This window comes from Thermococcus sp. P6 (assembly GCF_002214525.1).
Lineage (GTDB): Archaea > Methanobacteriota_B > Thermococci > Thermococcales > Thermococcaceae > Thermococcus.
The window spans coordinates 260125-276550 of the sequence record NZ_CP015104.1 but is presented as its reverse complement, the minus strand read 5'-3'; the positions used below and the strand labels follow the sequence as shown (position 1 = coordinate 276550).

Annotated in this window: 19 protein-coding genes, 1 tRNA gene and 1 rRNA gene; 16 read left to right on the top strand and 5 right to left on the bottom strand. The window is 56.1% G+C overall.

The features are described from left to right. The first annotated feature begins 2 nt into the window (after positions 1 to 2). From A3L12_RS01500 to A3L12_RS01475, 6 genes are read left to right on the top strand one after another with little or no spacing between them, the layout of a single operon-like run. Positions 3 to 854 (top strand): carbohydrate ABC transporter permease, encoded by an 852-nt coding sequence (locus A3L12_RS01500; RefSeq protein WP_088881961.1) that lies wholly within the window; start codon positions 3 to 5, stop codon positions 852 to 854. After that, on the top strand, positions 851 to 1684 hold the full coding sequence (locus tag A3L12_RS01495; RefSeq protein ID WP_088881960.1) for a carbohydrate ABC transporter permease: 834 nt from the start codon (positions 851 to 853) through the stop codon (positions 1682 to 1684). The genes A3L12_RS01500 and A3L12_RS01495 overlap by 4 nt, the downstream gene beginning before the upstream one ends. A 9-nt stretch (positions 1685 to 1693) precedes the next feature. Further along, the gene (locus A3L12_RS01490; protein WP_088881959.1) at positions 1694 to 2794 is read left to right on the top strand and encodes an ABC transporter ATP-binding protein; all 1101 of its coding nucleotides are present in this window, start codon (positions 1694 to 1696) and stop codon (positions 2792 to 2794) included. A 10-nt stretch (positions 2795 to 2804) separates the two neighbouring features. After that, on the top strand, positions 2805 to 3815 hold the full coding sequence (locus A3L12_RS01485; RefSeq protein WP_088881958.1) for a TrmB family transcriptional regulator: 1011 nt from the start codon (positions 2805 to 2807) through the stop codon (positions 3813 to 3815). Positions 3816 to 3831: 16 nt separating this feature from the next. After that, positions 3832 to 5160, top strand: coding sequence for a glycerate kinase (locus A3L12_RS01480; protein WP_088881957.1), 1329 nt, complete (start codon positions 3832 to 3834; stop codon positions 5158 to 5160). A 53-nt stretch (positions 5161 to 5213) separates the two neighbouring features. Further along, positions 5214 to 5645 (top strand): CoA-binding protein, encoded by a 432-nt coding sequence (locus tag A3L12_RS01475; RefSeq protein ID WP_088881956.1) that lies wholly within the window; start codon positions 5214 to 5216, stop codon positions 5643 to 5645. Here the strand turns inward: A3L12_RS01475 and A3L12_RS01470 are convergent. Continuing rightward, positions 5642 to 6739: a TRM11 family methyltransferase gene (locus A3L12_RS01470; RefSeq protein ID WP_088881955.1), complete on the bottom strand. Its 1098-nt coding sequence runs from the start codon at positions 6737 to 6739 to the stop codon at positions 5642 to 5644. The two genes, A3L12_RS01475 and A3L12_RS01470, sit on opposite strands and share 4 nt — an antisense overlap. Before the next feature lie 105 nt (positions 6740 to 6844). Between A3L12_RS01470 and A3L12_RS01465 the strand changes: the two genes are divergently transcribed. Genes A3L12_RS01465 through A3L12_RS01455 form a run of 3 tightly spaced genes read left to right on the top strand, consistent with a single transcriptional unit; the run spans position 6845 to position 8803 of the window. Next, complete coding sequence (locus tag A3L12_RS01465) at positions 6845 to 8134, top strand: prenyltransferase (protein WP_088881954.1); 1290 nt, start codon at positions 6845 to 6847, stop codon at positions 8132 to 8134. Next, positions 8106 to 8393 (top strand): hypothetical protein, encoded by a 288-nt coding sequence (locus A3L12_RS01460; RefSeq protein WP_088881953.1) that lies wholly within the window; start codon positions 8106 to 8108, stop codon positions 8391 to 8393. Before A3L12_RS01465 ends, A3L12_RS01460 begins: the two co-directional genes overlap by 29 nt. A gap of 5 nt (positions 8394 to 8398) precedes the next feature. Then, positions 8399 to 8803 (top strand): secondary thiamine-phosphate synthase enzyme YjbQ, encoded by a 405-nt coding sequence (locus tag A3L12_RS01455; protein WP_088881952.1) that lies wholly within the window; start codon positions 8399 to 8401, stop codon positions 8801 to 8803. Here the strand turns inward: A3L12_RS01455 and A3L12_RS01450 are convergent. Next, positions 8800 to 9357 (bottom strand): Era-like GTP-binding protein, encoded by a 558-nt coding sequence (locus A3L12_RS01450; protein WP_088881951.1) that lies wholly within the window; start codon positions 9355 to 9357, stop codon positions 8800 to 8802. The genes A3L12_RS01455 and A3L12_RS01450 overlap by 4 nt on opposite strands. Positions 9358 to 9404: 47 nt before the next feature. On the opposite strand from A3L12_RS01450, the gene A3L12_RS01445 reads away from it, so the two are divergent. From A3L12_RS01445 to wtpC, 4 genes are all read left to right on the top strand, one after another. Then, positions 9405 to 9719: a GTP-binding protein gene (locus tag A3L12_RS01445; protein ID WP_088881950.1), complete on the top strand. Its 315-nt coding sequence runs from the start codon at positions 9405 to 9407 to the stop codon at positions 9717 to 9719. 110 nt (positions 9720 to 9829) lie between these two features. After that, complete coding sequence (gene wtpA, locus A3L12_RS01440) at positions 9830 to 10855, top strand: tungstate ABC transporter substrate-binding protein WtpA (RefSeq protein ID WP_088881949.1); 1026 nt, start codon at positions 9830 to 9832, stop codon at positions 10853 to 10855. Between the two features lie 29 nt (positions 10856 to 10884). Next, a complete protein-coding gene (gene wtpB / locus A3L12_RS01435) occupies positions 10885 to 11637 on the top strand; it encodes a tungstate ABC transporter permease WtpB (RefSeq protein WP_088883190.1) in 753 nt (250 codons plus the stop codon). Further along, positions 11624 to 12658 (top strand): tungstate ABC transporter ATP-binding protein WtpC, encoded by a 1035-nt coding sequence (gene wtpC, locus A3L12_RS01430; protein WP_088881948.1) that lies wholly within the window; start codon positions 11624 to 11626, stop codon positions 12656 to 12658. The genes wtpB and wtpC overlap by 14 nt, the downstream gene beginning before the upstream one ends. Here the strand turns inward: wtpC and A3L12_RS01425 are convergent. Beyond that, the gene (locus tag A3L12_RS01425; protein WP_088881947.1) at positions 12655 to 13920 is read right to left on the bottom strand and encodes an adenosylhomocysteinase; all 1266 of its coding nucleotides are present in this window, start codon (positions 13918 to 13920) and stop codon (positions 12655 to 12657) included. The two genes, wtpC and A3L12_RS01425, sit on opposite strands and share 4 nt — an antisense overlap. Positions 13921 to 14015: 95 nt before the next feature. Here A3L12_RS01425 and A3L12_RS01420 point away from each other — a divergent pair, with 95 nt between their 5' ends. Beyond that, positions 14016 to 14585, top strand: a complete 570-nt coding sequence (locus tag A3L12_RS01420) for a cyclase family protein (protein WP_088881946.1) — start codon at positions 14016 to 14018, stop codon at positions 14583 to 14585. A gap of 5 nt (positions 14586 to 14590) precedes the next feature. On the opposite strand, the gene A3L12_RS01415 is transcribed toward A3L12_RS01420, so the two are convergent. Further along, positions 14591 to 14947, bottom strand: a complete 357-nt coding sequence (locus A3L12_RS01415; RefSeq protein ID WP_088881945.1) for a ribonuclease P protein component 4 — start codon at positions 14945 to 14947, stop codon at positions 14591 to 14593. A 69-nt stretch (positions 14948 to 15016) separates the two neighbouring features. After that, positions 15017 to 15997 (bottom strand): hypothetical protein, encoded by a 981-nt coding sequence (locus A3L12_RS01410; RefSeq protein ID WP_157726683.1) that lies wholly within the window; start codon positions 15995 to 15997, stop codon positions 15017 to 15019. Positions 15998 to 16142: 145 nt separating this feature from the next. Between A3L12_RS01410 and rrf the strand changes: the two genes are divergently transcribed. Both rrf and A3L12_RS01400 read left to right on the top strand, forming a co-directional pair. Then, positions 16143 to 16264 (top strand): 5S ribosomal RNA (gene rrf / locus A3L12_RS01405). Positions 16265 to 16272: 8 nt separating this feature from the next. Then, a tRNA-Asp gene (locus A3L12_RS01400) sits at positions 16273 to 16350 on the top strand. The last annotated feature ends 76 nt before the right edge of the window (positions 16351 to 16426 follow it).

Below are 16426 nucleotides of genomic sequence, written 5' to 3'. Positions count from 1 at the left end.
CTATGGAACGGAGCTCTCTTGTTCCTTATCTTTTAATTTTACCTGCCTTTCTGTATCTGATGTTCTTCGTGGGCTACCCCCTCGTGCAGGCCCTTTATCTGGCCTTCGTTCACGACGGGAGCTTTTCCTTAGAGGTGTGGAAACGGGCCTTTAGCGATTACTACTTCTGGAGTGCCTTCAAATACACCCTCTCCCTCGCGGCCGTTATAGTTCCGACTCAGGTTGCTCTTGCTGTGGTTCTTGCGCTTATGATGAATCGAATCTTTAAGGGCAAGGATGCCGCCCTTTACGCCCTTATAATCCCCCTCACGATAAGCGATGTGGCGGCCGGTTTAATATGGTACTCGATGCTCTCGCCCTATGGTTTCCTCAACAAGCTCCTCCTCAACGTGGGGCTTATAAACAACCCCATCTACTTCTTCGGCTACCAGTACCGCGCCAGGGAGTTCCTCGCCATAGTCCTCGCCGAGCTGTGGCGTTCCACTTCGATAGTCTTCGTGATAGTCCTTGCGGGCCTCCAGATGATAAGCAGAGATTACCTCGAGGCTGCGGAGGTCTTTGGGGCGAGTTACTGGACAAAGCTCAGGAAAATAGTGCTTCCCCTATTGAAGCCGAGCATCCAGAGTGCCCTCATAATAAGGACGCTCTTCGCAATGCAGGTATTCGGTGTCGTCTGGATTCTCGCGGGCAGGGACATCCCAGTTCTGGCAGGCGAGGGTTACTACCAGCTAACGGTGATAAAGGATACCGGTGTGGCTTCCGTTTACGCGCTGGTGATAGCCGGTCTCTCAATCCTCCTGGGTGCTCTCTACATCAAGTTTCTGAAGGCTGAATACCTGGAGGTGGGAAGGTGAACGACGAAACCAGGTACGCCCTCAAAAAGATCGGATTTTACACAGCCGTCTTCACCGCCGTCGTCTGGATAGTACTGCCCATCATAGTGTCCTTCCTCTACGCCTTTTCGACCAAGATGGACTACTACAATCCCTCCAAGGTGATCCCGACGAGCTTCACGGGAGAGTACGTTAGGGTAATACTCTTCAACCTTGGGGCATGGGACGGGATAAAGAACAGCGTTATAGTAGCAACCCTGACGATTGTAATAAGCTTTATCCTCGGCGTTCCGGCGGGTTACTCGATAGCCAAGTACATGTTCCCGGGAAAGGACCAGATAAAGCTCTCTATAGTGGCACTGAGGATGTTCCCAATTCCGGTAATGGCAATACCCCTCATAGTCCTCTACATAAGGTTGAACCTGGTCGATACCCTTCTGGGCGTCGCTCTGGCACATACGGCAATGGCGCTTCCCTTCGTGGTTCTCATAACATCGAGCATATTCGCGGGAGTCTCCAAAGAGTACGAAGAGGCAGCGATGGTCTTTGGTCTCACGCGTTTCGGCTCCTTCAGAAAGATCACCCTGCCTCTGGCGGCACCGGGCCTTGCGGCCGCAGCAATGTTCACCTTCGTCATGAGCTGGAACGAGGTTTTCGTGGCATCCATACTGACGCTAAGCAACAGGACCCTACCGGCGCAGATACTCTCGATAATGGCGGGTTCCGCCGGAGGTGCCGCTCCGGATTACTACAAGTTCGCAGCGGCGTTCATAATGACCCTACCCGCTATGATATTCATATTCTTCGCAAGAAAGTACCTGGTGACTATGTGGGGTATAAGTCTGAAGTGAGGTGTTAATATGGTGGAAGTTAGGCTTGATCGGATAACGAAAAGGTTCGGGAATTTTGAGGCGGTTAAGGAGCTGTCCCTCACCATAAAGGACGGCGAGTTCCTGGTCCTCCTCGGGCCGAGCGGTTGCGGTAAGACAACGACGCTCAGAATGATCTCAGGTTTAGAAGAGCCTTCGGAGGGGAGGATATACTTCGGGGACAGGGACGTTACGTATCTCCCCCCAAAGGACAGGAACATCTCGATGGTCTTCCAGAGCTACGCGGTCTGGCCCCATATGACGGTTTACGACAACATAGCCTTTCCCCTGAAGATCAAAAAATATCCCAGAGAGGAGATCGAGAGGAAGGTAAAGTGGGCGGCGGAACTCCTCCAGATAGGGAACCTTCTGGATAGATACCCGGGTCAGCTCAGCGGGGGTCAGAGGCAGAGGGTTGCCGTTGCGAGGGCAATAGTGGTTGAACCCGACGTCCTGCTCATGGACGAGCCGTTGAGCAACCTTGACGCGAAGCTCAGGGTAACGATGCGCGCCGAGATAAAGAAGCTCCAGACGAAGCTGGGGGTTACCACCGTCTACGTTACTCACGATCAGGTCGAGGCCATGACGATGGGCGATAGGATAGCGGTTATGAACATGGGGAGGCTCCTTCAGGTCGGACCGCCAACGGAAGTTTACCTGAAACCCAACTCCCTCTTCGTGGCGACGTTCATAGGTGCCCCTGAGATGAACATCCTAAAGGCCACCCTTGCCGGGGATGGTACGACCATTGAGGGCGACGGTTTCAGGATACCCCTACCCGGGGATTTCAGGGAGATACTGCTCGATTACTCGGGCAAGGACGTCCTTGTTGGTATAAGGCCCGAACACATGACCGTTAAGGGGGTATCCACGCTGGAACACGTGACCAGAAGTGCAGAGATAGAAGGAAGCGTGGATTTCATTGAAGCCCTCGGCACGGATACCATAGTTCACGCAAAGGTCGGGGAGAAAATCATAAAGGTAAAGCTTCCGGGCCACATACCCATCCCGATCGGAGAAAAGATTAAAATAGAGATAGACCTCGATAACATCCACGTCTTTGATCCCAAAACCGAAAAGGCAATACTCTGAGGTCCTGCCTATGGAGGAGAAGGAAGTAAGGTCGCTGCTCAGGGAACTCGGTCTGAATGAGTACGAGGTTAGGGCGTACCTTACCCTCCTTAAGAACGGCCCGCTCACGGCAGGGGAGCTGGCGACGCTCTCCAAGGTGCCCCAGCCAAGGATTTACGACGTGATAAGGACCCTGATGGCCAAGGGATTCGTAACGACAACTCAGGGACGGCCAAAGCAGGTCGTCCCCCTCAGCCCTGAGAGCGTCATGGATTCAATGAAGAGGTATTATGACGAGAGGATAGATACCCTGAAATCCGCCCTCGAAAAGCTCTACAATCCAAAGGAAGAAACCGGTAGCATTACGATCGTTAAGAGCCGGATAACCCTTGAGGAATACATCAGGCGGATGATAAGAAACTGCAGGAACCATCTGAGCATCGCGGTTCCCATCGAGTTTCTCGAGAGAATCAAGGATGAGCTCAAAAGGAAGAACGATCAAGTCAGGATAAACCTCTTCGTCTACGGTGAGGGCGACGTGCCCGAGGTTGCGAGGGAGGTGCGGATGCGCAAGGTTCCCGATCCGGTAATCGTGATAAAGGACAGGAACGCCGGCGTGTACCTCCCCCACGAGGCCCTCACCGGAAGCAGTTCCCTCCGGGGCTACGCCCTGATAATACACGACAACAACCTCCTCTTTATACTTGACCGCTACTTCTATCACGCCCTCTGGCCAACGGGAAGGGTCGTTTACAGGAAAGAAAGATCCCTGCAGCTTCCCGAGGAATACATACACATCCGGGAGTTCATTTCGGATTTAAGGCACTTTGGAATTCAAAATCCCCGGGTGGAGGTTTTCGGCCGTTTCGTCCGCTCCGGAAAGCCCGTTCATCTCGTTGGGAGGGTCGTGGAGTTCTACGAGGATGAAGGGAAGGTTATCTCCAACATCACCGTGGAAACCGGGGGCAAAAGGTACGTTGTTGGGGGCTGGAACGCTTCCCTTGAGGACGTTGAGGCCGATAGGATAATCCTTTTGGAATAACTCTGGAGATGATTGGATGAACGCCAGAGAGGACGCCCTTGAGATCATGCAAACTGCAATCGAAAGCGCCGATCCCTACGCCGCGGTAAGACGAACCCTGAAGGTGGAGGAAAACCGCCTGATGGTTCAGGGGGAGGAATTTCCGATAGGGGGAAGGGTCTACCTTCTGGCCTTTGGAAAGGCCGCCTGCTCGATGGCGAAGGCCGTCGTTGAGATCCTTGGGGAAAGGATCGAGGAGGGGCTGATTGTCACCAAATACGGCTACGCCAGGGGCTGTCCGGAACTGGAGGGACTGAAGGTTATCGAGGCAGGGCATCCCGTGCCCGACGAAAACTCCCTTCTGGGAGGAAAGCTTGGCCTCGAACTGGCCGAAAAGGTCGGGAAGAATGACCTCCTCGTGGTTCTCATCTCCGGTGGTGGGAGCGCTCTCTTTCTACATCCTGAGGAAGGGATAAGCCTGAGGGACAAGATCCGAACGAACGAGCTTCTCCTCAAAAGCGGGGCGAGGATACACGAGATAAACACCGTCAGAAAACACATATCAAAGGTAAAGGGTGGCAAACTGGCGAAGCGCGTGAAGGGCACCCTCATAAGCCTTATCCTGTCGGACGTTGTCGGCGATCCCCTCGAGGCCATAGCCTCGGGCCCAACCGTGAAGGACCCCACCACCTTTGCGGATGCCTTCAGGATCCTGAGGTTCTATGGTCTTTGGGACAGGCTTCCCGAGAGCGTTAGGAGGCACCTCGAGCTCGGACTGGAGGGAAAGGTCGAGGAAACTTTGAAGGAGGATCTCCCGAACGTTCACAACTTCATAGTCGGGAGCAACGCCATCGCCTGCGAGTCAGCCCTCTCAAAGGCAGGGGAACTCGGCTACAACTCCCTCCTCCTCACGACGACCCTTGAAGGCGAGGCCCGGGAGATAGCACTGGCTCTGGGTTCCATAGTTCAGGAGATAGCCGGACACGACCGCCCCGTCCCGAGACCCGCGGTTTTAATAGCCGGGGGGGAGTGGACGGTAACGATAGGTGAAAGGGCAGGTCTCGGGGGGCCGAATCAGGAGTTTGCCCTGAGCGTGGCGAGGAAGATAGACAAGCTTAAGGCAGTTGTTCTGGCGGTCGACACAGACGGAACGGACGGGCCAACGGATGCCGCCGGAGGACTGGTCGACGGGAAAACCCTTGAAAGACTCAGGGAAGCCGGGGTGGACGTGGAAACGGCCCTGAAGAACCACGACAGTTACCACGCCCTCGAAAAGGTCGGGGCGCTCCTTAAGACCGGTCCCACGGGAACGAACGTTAACTCCCTCATAGTGGCGGTGATTCCAGAACCCCCGGAGGAACCTTAGACCCTTCCGGGTTAAAGCTTTAAGCTTCGATTCAATGATCCTGCGGTGGTAGAATGGTAAGGATAATGCCCGTTGATAGGTTGAGTGACGAAGACGTCAGGGAGATCCTGACCCGATACAGGAAGGTGGCCCTCGTCGGGGCCTCACCGAAACCCGAGCGTGATGCCAGCGACGTTATGCGCTACCTCCTCGAACACGGTTACGAAGTCTACCCCGTGAACCCAAGGTACGGGGAGGTCCTCGGGAGGAAGTGCTATTCGAGTCTCCTCGACATACCCGACGATGTGGAGATCGTTGACCTCTTCGTGAGGCCTGAATTCACCGTGGAGTACGTTGAGCAGGCGATAGAGAAGGGGGCCAGAGTGGTCTGGTTTCAGTTCAACACCTACAACCGGGAGGCCTTCAAAAGGGCGAAGGAAGCGGGTTTGGTCGTCGTGGCCCACAGGTGCATGAAGAAGGAACACGAGAGGCTCGTGAGTTACTAACCCCTGTACTCCAGCACGTGAACGTCCCGGACGAGCCTGTGTCTGGCATCGTAGTCCGTGTAGCTGCCCCTTACCTCGAAGCCGAGTTTGGCCAGCCACTTCCGGTCCTTCCTGTAAAGGCTCCCATCCTTCAGCCTGTAGGCCGGGAAGACGAATACAACCTTTCCTCCCCTTTTCAGGACGTCCCCAAAGCTCTCGAAGACCTGATGGTAAAATCCATCGAGTTCGTTCGCGAGTTTTATGGCCTCCTCCCGGGAAGGATTTCGTCTGAGGGGTTTTCCGAGGTAGGGCTCGGTAACTATCGCGTCGAACCTACCGCGGAAGCAACGCCTCAGTTTTCTCGCGTCGCAGACCTCTATTCTGGCCGTGTTTTTAAGGTGGAACTCCCTCCGGAGCCACGAGATGTTCCTCACCGCCTCCCGCACCCTTTCCGGATCCCTGTCGCTCCCGAAGGCCTTTAACCCCTGAAGGACGAACTCCTGGAGTACGGTACCAATGCCACAGAAGGGATCGAGAAACCTGCCCTCTCGAACTTCCGTCAGGTTGACCATTATCCTCGCGAGCCGCGGGGGGATGGAAAGGATGGGCCTCTGAACAGGCCTCCCAACGTCGAGTTTCTTCAGCTCAAAGGGGTCCGTAATCTTAACGGTCTCACCGACGAGAAAGTTTCCCTCCCGGAACAGAAAGACGAAGTCCTTAACCTCTGGAAAGCCCTTCAGGATGAGTTCTGAAGGCATGGCGTAGGTCTTAGCGGGCTTGAAGAACTTGGAGGGGCCTTCCCTTTTAAACCTCCTCTTTATCCTGCTTCCGAGTTTCCTCCAGAACCTCCAGTCATTCCGGTTGTAGAGGCTCACAGTGAAAAGCCTCGCGTATTCGAGCTCTCCTATCGCGCTCTCCCCCTCTCCGGCGATCCTCACAAGCTTCAGGGCACCCCCGAGCCTGTGGAAGTACCTCTCCACCGCGGGGTCTGACTCAAATAACATCCAGTTATGAGCACTCTCGATTACCTCAACCCTCAGGCCGAATCTTTTCACGAAAGCGTGAAATTCAGCACGGCTTAAGCCGGGATTCTTCCCGAACACCACGGCATACATGCCCATCCCCTCGATAACCCCCTTAAAAACGTTCCGAGGGTTAGGTTAATAAGATGGAGGTAATTAAATTAACACCGGAATTGTCTGTAACTATGGGGGGATCTTATGCTCGCCAGGGAGGTGCTTGCATCCGCCGGGGTTATCCGGGACCCTTACATAAAATCCGTAACCTACGCTAAAATCGGAGAAAGGCTCTTCAGGGCCAAGAACGGCCTCTACAGGGATGCCTTTCTGCGTGCCATCGAAACGGCCCGGGAGATAGGGGATCCTTTTACCATGTTTCGGGCCCTTCTGTCCGTGGGCTACTCCATGGGGAAGGCCGGCCTGAAGTCGTCCAAGAAGATATACCGGAGCGTGATGGAGGACTCAAGGATGCTGGCGGCCCCGCAGAGGGACCGTCTCATGGAGAGCGCCGCACTCTACATGCTGGGCCTCGGGGAGGTGAACGAGGCCATAACCTACGCCCTTGAGATAGAGGATCAAAAGCTCAGAAACGAGACGCTCCTCGAGATCCTTAAGGTAAACACCCACAGGATGGGAACGGAACGTCTGAAGATGGCCTACAGGCTCAGGAAGAGCAAACTGATCCTCGAACAAATAACTTCCGAACCGGATCGTTCGAAGGCCCTGCTGGAGCTCATAAAAGCCTACCTCCTCATGGAAAGCTACGAGAAGGCCATATCCCTCATCGGGGAGATGGGTTCGAGGGTGTGGGCGAAGCAGGCCTTCAAGGAAGTCGCCTTTTACCTGAAGGAGAAGGAAGTCCTCGGCCATTACATAGGCAACCTCAGGGCGCTGGCGGATGGGCTCATAGAGAGGTTCGGGAGCGATTTCGTGGTGGAGCTTGCCTTCGCCCTCGTCCTCGGGGGTGAGAGCGTTTCCGCCCTCGAACTGATCAGACGCCTCGAGAACAGCGGGAGCGTGCTTGTAGAGATGGCCATGGAGCTTCTCGAGAGGGACAACGACATTCTGCCCGGCTTCATAGCGGCCATGAACGAGGAGGAAGTTGTCCTCGTTGGAAAAGCCCTGATGAACAGGCTCCTCGAAAATCCAGAAAAGGGGAGCTGGGAGATCGTGGGGGCAATCGGACGGGGTACGGCCAACGAAGAGGTCTGGACCAAGATAGCCCGCTACTACGTCCTCAGAGGAGATCTCGAGGGGGCCATGACTGTAGTCAGGATGATACGGGATGAAAGGCTGCGTTCCATAATACTGGCCGACGTTGCTCACCATCTCGTTAAAAGCGGGAAGGTGGAGGATGCCATAGACGTGGCGCTTGAGGTTAAAGACCCGAAGTTCTCATCCATCCTCGTCTCCGAGATACTGATTAAGGCCCTTGAAAAAGAGCTTCCAGGGAGGGTTAGTCGTGGAAAGACTCAAAGAGCTCATAGGTAAGAAGGAGGATAAGGTCGATTTCGTGAGGTACCTCATAACCGTTCTCCTGACCAACGAGGAGCTTTACTCGGACGAGGTCCTTTTCAGGGACGCCGTTGAGGAGATATACAAAACCCTCAGGGAGGAAGTCGTGGGGAAAAACAGAAGGGAGCTTGTGGACGCTTACGAGACGGCCGTTCTCCTCAGGGCGGTCGTCTTCAGCACTATTTCCTCTCCCGATGAACTCTTACGCGAGGTGAAGAAGAAGCTCGGGAGGTGAAGTTTGTGCTCCTCGAGATAACGGTTCCGACTGAGGAGAGATTTCAGGTGGTGGACATAACCGACGAGGTCCAGCACCTCGTCTGGAGGAGCGATGTTACACACGGCGTTGCCGTCGTCTTCACCACCCACACCACCACGGGTCTGGCGATAAACGAGAACGAAAGCGGACTCATTGAGGACATCAGGGCCAAGATAAAGGAGCTAATTCCAGAGGAAGGTAACTACGCCCACAACAGGCTTGACGGTAACGCCCACTCCCACCTGAGGGCGACCCTTCTGCTGAACCCCGAGGTTGTGGTCCCGGTGGAGGACGGTGAGCTAACGCTCGGAGCATGGCAGAGGATCCTCTTCATCGAACTCGACGGGCCGAGGCACAGGAGGGTTCTGGTAAAGGTCTGCGGGTGTTAGACGTACTGCGCGTAATGGGCCAGCTTTTTTATCAATTCATCGAACCCTTCGTAGGTCACGAGGGAGAGCGGTAAGGCATCCTGTTCAAGCCGCTTCCTCACGATCTCCCTTATCTCCTCCACCCTCTCCGGTGGGACGAGGTCCACCTTGTTTATAACCACTATTATCGGCTTCCCGTAGCGGAACTTTAGCATGTGGTGAAGCTTTTCCATGCCCCTGTGAAGGCCAACGGTGGCGTCTATCATGTGAATAACCACGTCAGATGATACTATCTCGTTGAGGACCTTCCTGAAGCGCTCCTCGCTTAGAGCTTTGCCCCTGAGCTCCCTTCGGGGATCGAAGAGGCCCGCGGTGTCTACGACAACGAACTCATCGGCACCGCCGAGGGGGTTCTTCATGCTCTTTTCTATCTTGAGCTTTCCGAAGCGCTTCCTTATGACGCCCTTGGTGGTCCCCGGGAGGTTCTCCACCTCCGAGACCCTGCCTCCTATGAGGGCGTTCATCAGGGTGGACTTGCCGACGTTCTCGGCACCGATGATCGCAACCTTTATCATACCATCACCCCACTTAACTATCATCCGGAGCTATAAAGGTGATGAACATGCCCGGGTGGGTTAAGTTTGGTCATCATTACTATTACAAAGTTACGGTTGATGAGTTGAATTCCGGCGGTTTTCGGGGTAAGAACGTCGTCATAGAAGGCCCAATAGAGGACAAACCGCGGGTGGAGTTCTTCCCCATGGAGCTCCCCGGTTACAGGACGACCTTCAGGATTCAGGGTCTCAGGATCGAGTTCTCCGGGGCCCCCTGCCTCAGGAAGGGCGAACGTGCCCGGGTCTACGGAAGGTTCCTCGGGAACTGCATAATGGCCAGCGCCATCGAGACCGAAGAGGCCCTCTTCACGACGGAGGAATAGGGGCGTTCCATCGAGCCGGGTGGAGTATAAACAAAAATGTTAACTCAAACGTGTTTATTTCACCAAAATGTTTAAGTATCCGCTTCCGGGTACAGGATCGGTGGGTCTGAATGAGAAGGCGATGGATGGGTGCCATCCTGATGGTTGTTCTTCTATCCGTTCTTTCCCCGGGGTGTATGAACTCCAGTTCGGGTTCCAGCGAGGTAACCCTGACGGTTTTCCACGCGGGCTCGCTCAGCGTCCCCTTCGAACGGCTGGAGAAGGCGTTCTCGGACAGGAAGAGGGACCTCGGTTACAGGGTAACCTTTCACGACGAGGCCAGCGGGAGCGTTAAGGCCGTCAGAAAGGTCACGGACCTCGGAATGGAGGCGGACGTGGTTGCAGTTGCCGACTACTCCCTCATACCCGAACTTATGATGCCCAACTACACGGACTTTTACGTCGCCTTCGCCACCAACGAGATAGTCATAGCCTTCACGAACAAGAGCAGGTACTCGAGCGAGATAAACTCCAGCAACTGGTACGAGATCCTCTCGCGGAAGGAAGTCTCTTTCGGCTTCAGCGACCCGAATCAGGACCCCTGCGGTTACAGAAGCTTAATGGTCATGAAGCTGGCAGACTACCACTACGGCAGGCCGATCTTCAGGACCCTCGTCGAGGAGAACACCAACGTTTACTTCAACGGCACGACCATAATCGTCCCGGAGGAGATTCAGGTTAAGAGCGATCGCCTCGTTATAAGGCCCAAGGAGACCGACCTCACACCTCTGGTCGAGAGCGGTTCCCTCGATTACTACTTCATCTACAGGAGCGTTGCAGAACAGCACGGTCTCAGATACGTCGAGCTTCCGGAGGAGATAAACCTGAAGGACTTAAGGCTTGCGAATCACTACGGTAAGGTTAAGGTCCACCTCGGCTCAACGGGAAAGACCATCCAGGCCAAGCCCATCGTTTACGGCGTCACCGTTCCAAGGAACGCGCCCCACAGGGAGCTCGCGATGGAGTTCCTCAGATACCTCCTCAGCGATGAGGGAAGGGAGATCTTCGAGCGTAACCATCAGGGGTTCATAGTACCCCCCGTGGCCTTCGGCAACGTGCCGGATGAGATAAAGGACTTGGTGAGAGTGGAGGGATGAGCTTTTTACTCTACCGGGTGGGAACGAAGATGAAGCGCGACTACACGGTGGCGTTTTTTGCCCTCATGGGAAGCTTCCTCGTCGTCTACATTGCGCTTCCCCTTGCGGTGATTCTACTTAAGCAGGCCTTCGACAGGGAGATGCTTCTAAGGACGCTCCACGACGGGCTCGTGATCGAAGCTATAGGAAACTCCCTGCTCACGGCAACGGCCACAGCACTTATAGCGCTTCTCTTCGGCGTCCCCCTTGGCTACGTTCTCGCCCGCGAGGAATTCAGGGGCAAAAGCCTCGTTCAGGCGGTGATAGACATCCCCATCGTCATTCCCCACTCGGTAGTTGGCATAATGCTCCTTGTGACCTTCTCGAAGGCCATCCTCGACAGCTACACCGGTATAATAGCGGCTATGCTCTTTGTCTCAGCGCCCTTTGCCATAAACGCCGCGCGTGACGGCTTTCTGGCCGTTGATGAGAAGCTTGAGCACGTCGCGAGAACTCTTGGAGCCTCCCGTCTAAGGGCCTTCACCTCGATAACCCTCCCCATGGCCCTTCCCTCGATAGCGAGCGGTGCGATAATGACGTGGGCGAGGGCCATAAGCGAGGTCGGGGCCATCCTCATAGTGGCCTACTACCCGAAGACGGCGCAGGTTCTGGTTATGGAGTACTTCAACAACTACGGGCTCAGGGCATCGAGGCCCATATCGGTGGTACTCGTTGTCATGAGCCTCACCCTGTTCGTGGCCCTGCGGTGGCTCGTGGGGAGGTGGAGCAATGCTCAGAGTTGAATCCCTCTCCAAGGACTGGAAGGACTTCAGGCTCAGGGGGATAACCTTCGACGTTAAATCCGGCGAGTACTTCATAATCCTCGGTCCGAGCGGTGCGGGGAAGACCGTTCTCCTCGAGATAATAGCGGGCATAATAGCTCCCGACTCCGGGAGAATCGTTTTAGGCGAAAAGGACGTCACGGAGTGGCCTCCTGAACGGAGGGGTCTGGCCTACATTCCCCAGAACTACGCCCTCTTTCCGAACATGAACGTCTACGACAACATCGCCTTCGGTTTGAGGCTCAGGAAGCTCCCGGAGCGGGAAATCAAAAAGAAGGTCGGAGAAACGGCCGAAGTGCTCGGGATAGACCACCTGCTCCACAGGAAGCCGAGGACCCTGAGCGGGGGGGAAGCCCAGAGGGTGGCCATAGCAAGGGCCCTCGTAATCGAGCCCGAGCTTCTTTTGCTCGATGAGCCCTTCGCCAACCTCGACGTGAGGAAGAGATCGGAGCTGATGGACGAGATGAAGCGATGGAGGAAGGAGCTGGACTTCACGGCCCTGCACGTTACCCATTCCTTCGAGGAGGCGGTAAGCCTTGGCGACAGGGTCGGGGTGATGCTGAACGGGAGGCTCGTTCAGGTGGGCTCGGTTCGGGAGGTGTTCTCAAGACCTGCCAGCGAAGAAGTCGCACGCTTCCTCGGTTTCGAGAACATCATCGAGGGGATCGCCGAGGGACGGGTTCTCAGGGCCAACGGTGCCGAGATAGAGCTTCCGGTTGAAGTCAGAGGCAGAACGCGCGTGGGCCTGAGACCGGAGGACATAATCCTCTCCCTCGAGCCCCTTAAAAGCTCCGCCAGAAACAGCCTGAGGGCCGTTGTCGAGTCCGTGGAGGAGCTCGGCCCCCTCGTGAGGGTTCACCTGAGGGCCGGGGGGCTCTACCTGAGGGCCTTCACAACCCGCTCCTCCATGCTTGAAATGGGCGTGGAAAAGGGAAAGGAACTCTACGTGAGCTTCAAGGCGAGCGCCCTTCACGTCTTTTAAGTGCCGTGCTCCCAGCTCCCAAGGTACCTCCTCTGTTCCTCGGTCAGTTCCTCGATCCTTACCCCCATCGCCTCGAGCTTGATCCTCGCCACCCTCTCGTCGATCTCCCGCGGGAGGACGTAAACCCTCGGCTCGAGTTTCCCCCTGTTCTCCATGATGTATTCAGCCGCTTTGGCCTGAAGGGCGAAGCTCATGTCCATTATCTCCGCGGGATGACCATCGGCGGCAGCCAGATTGACGAGCCTGCCCTCGGCGAGGAGGTAGAGCCTCCTTCCGTCGGCCATCCTGTATTCGGTGACGTTCGGCCTCGGCCTGCTGATCTCCACCGCCAGAGCCTCGAGGTCGGGCTTGCTTATCTCGACATCGAAGTGCCCCGAGTTTGCGAGTATGACGCCGTCCTTCATGACCTCGAAGTGCTCCCTCCGGATGCAGTTAACGTCCCCCGTTGCGGTGATGAAGATGTCGCCGATTTTTGCGGCATCGAGCATGTTCGTAACGTTAAAGCCATCCATCCTCGCCTCGAGGGCCCGGATGGGGTCCACTTCCACTACGGTGACCGTGGCGCCGAGACCTTTCGCACGCATCGCTATTCCCCTACCGCACCAGCCGTAGCCGACCACAACGACGTTCTTTCCGGCGATGAGAAGGTTCGTGCTCCTCATTATCCCATCCCACGTTGACTGGCCGGTTCCGTAGCGGTTGTCGAAGAGGTACTTCGTCAGGGAATCGTTCACAGCTATGACCGGAAACTTTAGTAAGCCCTCCCTCTCCATGGCGCGCAGCCTTACAACGCCGGTCGTGGTTTCCTCGCTTGCCCCCCACACGTTTTCCACGAGCTCTTCCCTTTCCCTCATCAGGGTGCTTATCATGTCGGCACCGTCGTCTATGATGACGTTCGGCTCTATGTCCAGAGCCCTGTGCATGAACTCGTAGTACTCCTCCCTGTTCTCCCCCCTGATGGCGTACACCTTAACCCCGTTTTTTGCCAGAGCCGCCACAACGTCATCCTGCGTGCTCAATGGATTGCTGGCTGCTGCCGAAACCTCCGCGCCCCCGGCCTTCAGGGTGAGGAGCAGAAAAGCCGTCTTCATCTCGAGGTGGAGGGTTGCCGCAATCCTGACGCCCTTAAAGGGTTTTCTCCCCTCGAAATCCCGCCCGATGCTCTGGAGAACGGGCATGAACCGGGAAACCCAGTCTATCTTCTTCTCCCCCTCCGGGGCGAGCGAGATGTCCCTAACGCAATACTCCCTAGTGCAGTCCACAGCGGTCACCCGTTAAGGCTTCGGCCCATCCCTTAAAATCCTTGGGTTTTCGAAAAGGTTTTTAGGGTGATGCATCAAGGACGTACGGTGTTTGCATGATAGTGGACCTTTCCCTTTCCCTGTCCGAGGAAACGCCCGTCTACCCGGGGGATCCGCCGATCGACGTAAAGCTGTGGGCCGTCATCGAAAGGGACGGCTACTACATGAACGCCCTGAAGCTCGGGGAGCACTCGGGCACGCACGTCGATGCGCCGGCCCACTTCATCCCCGGCGGGAAGACGATAGACGAGATGCCCCTCGAGAAGTTCATCGGGAAGGGCCTCGTTCTTGACGTCCGCGGGGGCACGGGGAGCGTGAAGCTCGAGGAGATACCGGACGAAGGTTACTACGACAGGGTAGTGCTCTTCCTGACGGGCGGCAGGGACCTCTCGCCGGAGGTGGCGCTGTTCCTGGTTGCCGAAGGGATAAGGGCGGTGGGAATCGATTCCCTGAGCATCGGCGACGAGGCGGTTCACAGGATACTCCTCAGCGAGGAGGTGCCCATTTTCGAGGGCCTCACGAATCTGGAGTCCCTTTTAGACAGGCAGTTCACCTTCGTGGCGCTCCCCCTGAAGATAGAGGGCGGTTCGGGAAGCCCCGTGAGGGCGATTGCCGTAGTGGAGTGAACCCGCTAACCTTTCCTCCGCCTTTCCTTCTGCTCCCTCAGGTAGGGATAGCGCATGACATGACCACAGCTGAGGCACTTGATGACAACATGGGGATAGGGCCTCTCCCTTAGCCTTACGCGTGCGTTAACCCCCGGAACGAGAAAGGAGTGGCACCTCTTACAGTAGCGGCGCTTCCACTTCCGGGGAATCCTCACCCTTGCCTTCTGGTGAACGGCGAGGGCTATCTCGACGTACCTGTTCGCGAGCTCGGGTTCGTACTCAAAGACCCTCTCCGCAAGAGTGAAGAGGATGTTTATCCTCTGGCGGGCTATCCTGCGTTTCTCCCTCTGCTCCTTCTGGCGGATGAACTTTTTGGACATGCCATCATCTCCCCCTGACGTCCTTAGCACTACGGAGGGGTTTATAAAAGCGGGGGTCCGGGAGGTGCGCTACCTCCCTCCGAAGGTCCGGATTATCAGGGGTGAGATAAGCAGGAGAACGATAACCCCGGGCCCGCAGATGCCCCTTCCGTTGCCGGAGGAAGTTGCGGTTCCATTGCATACGAGTTCCCTAAAATCTCCCTCGACGGGGAGCATTACAAGGGTTCCGTTCCTCACCGTGAAGAGCAGTGGAGCTTTATCCAGCCCCGTCCCTGCGGGAAGGCTTAACAGTTTCCGGTTGACCAGAACCAGCCCGTTCTTCGCTTTAAATGCGGTGAGGTTCAGGGTGGAGGCGTTAATCCCTTCGGGGATCTTAATCCTGTACTCTCTTCCTCCGAGGAAGAAGAGGACCTCTTCACCGCTAACAACCGTGGGAGACCCGTTTTCATACTTCGAGGGAGGTTTTAGGAGCGAGGCGTCTATTTTCCCGGTGCAGTTTCTCTCGGTCGTTCCGTTCGGATACTCCACCCTTCTGCAGCTCGCGGTTTCCCTGAAGCAACCGCCTTCAAACTCGTATTCCCTCGAAACGGTTACGCTCCTCAAGAGGGTGAGGTTGCGGGCTTCACCGTTGATGGTCACCGTTAAGTTCCTGAAGGGTTCCTTTCTCGTTGAGTTCTGAATCACGTGGAGCCTTCCATCGACGAAACCGACGGGTGGATTGTCCACCAGGAGGTCGTTGTAGCTCCCGAGGAGGTAGGCCGTCCTTCCGTCCGTGAGGATGTAGTAATCCCGGTTGGAATTCGGCAGATCGAGGCGGGGGGTCATCTCTGCGGCGATTATCTCGCACGTCCAGTCCACGCTTCCGGCTTCAATAAGAAGCCAGCCGTCCACGGTGGAAACGGAGAAGGTACCGTAATCCCTCTCAGGAGTGCAGTCGGCAGCCACCCCCGGAATGCTCGAGAGGAGCAGAACGGAGGCAATTAGGGGGATGAGGAAGAAGCGCTCTTTCCATACGGTCCCTCTTAGCCCGGATCCCGTCATGGAGCTCACCGCTCATTACTATGATCAATCATTTATAATATTTTCTGAAGACCGTTGGAACCATCGAGACGGCTGGCTTAACTTCCGGACCGGCCGTCGGGAGCTCCCTGTGCACCGCAAAGTTTATAAAGTCATTTCGGGAGGTCTGTAGCGGTACGGCGGTCATAGCGGCGGGGTCACACCCGGTCTCGTTTCGACCCCGGAAGTTAAGCCCGCCAGCGATCCCGGTTGTACTGCCCTCCGGGAGGGGGCGGGAACCCGGGGACGCCGCCGGCCACTCAAATGCCCGGGTGGTGTAGCCAGGCCTATCATACGGGACTGTCACTCCCGTGACTCGGGTTCAAATCCCGACCCGGGCGCCACACTTCTCGAGAATCTTAACGGAACAGATCCGGAAAACCATGAAAAGAGTTGAAAGGAAGGGGCCAAAACCCGGCG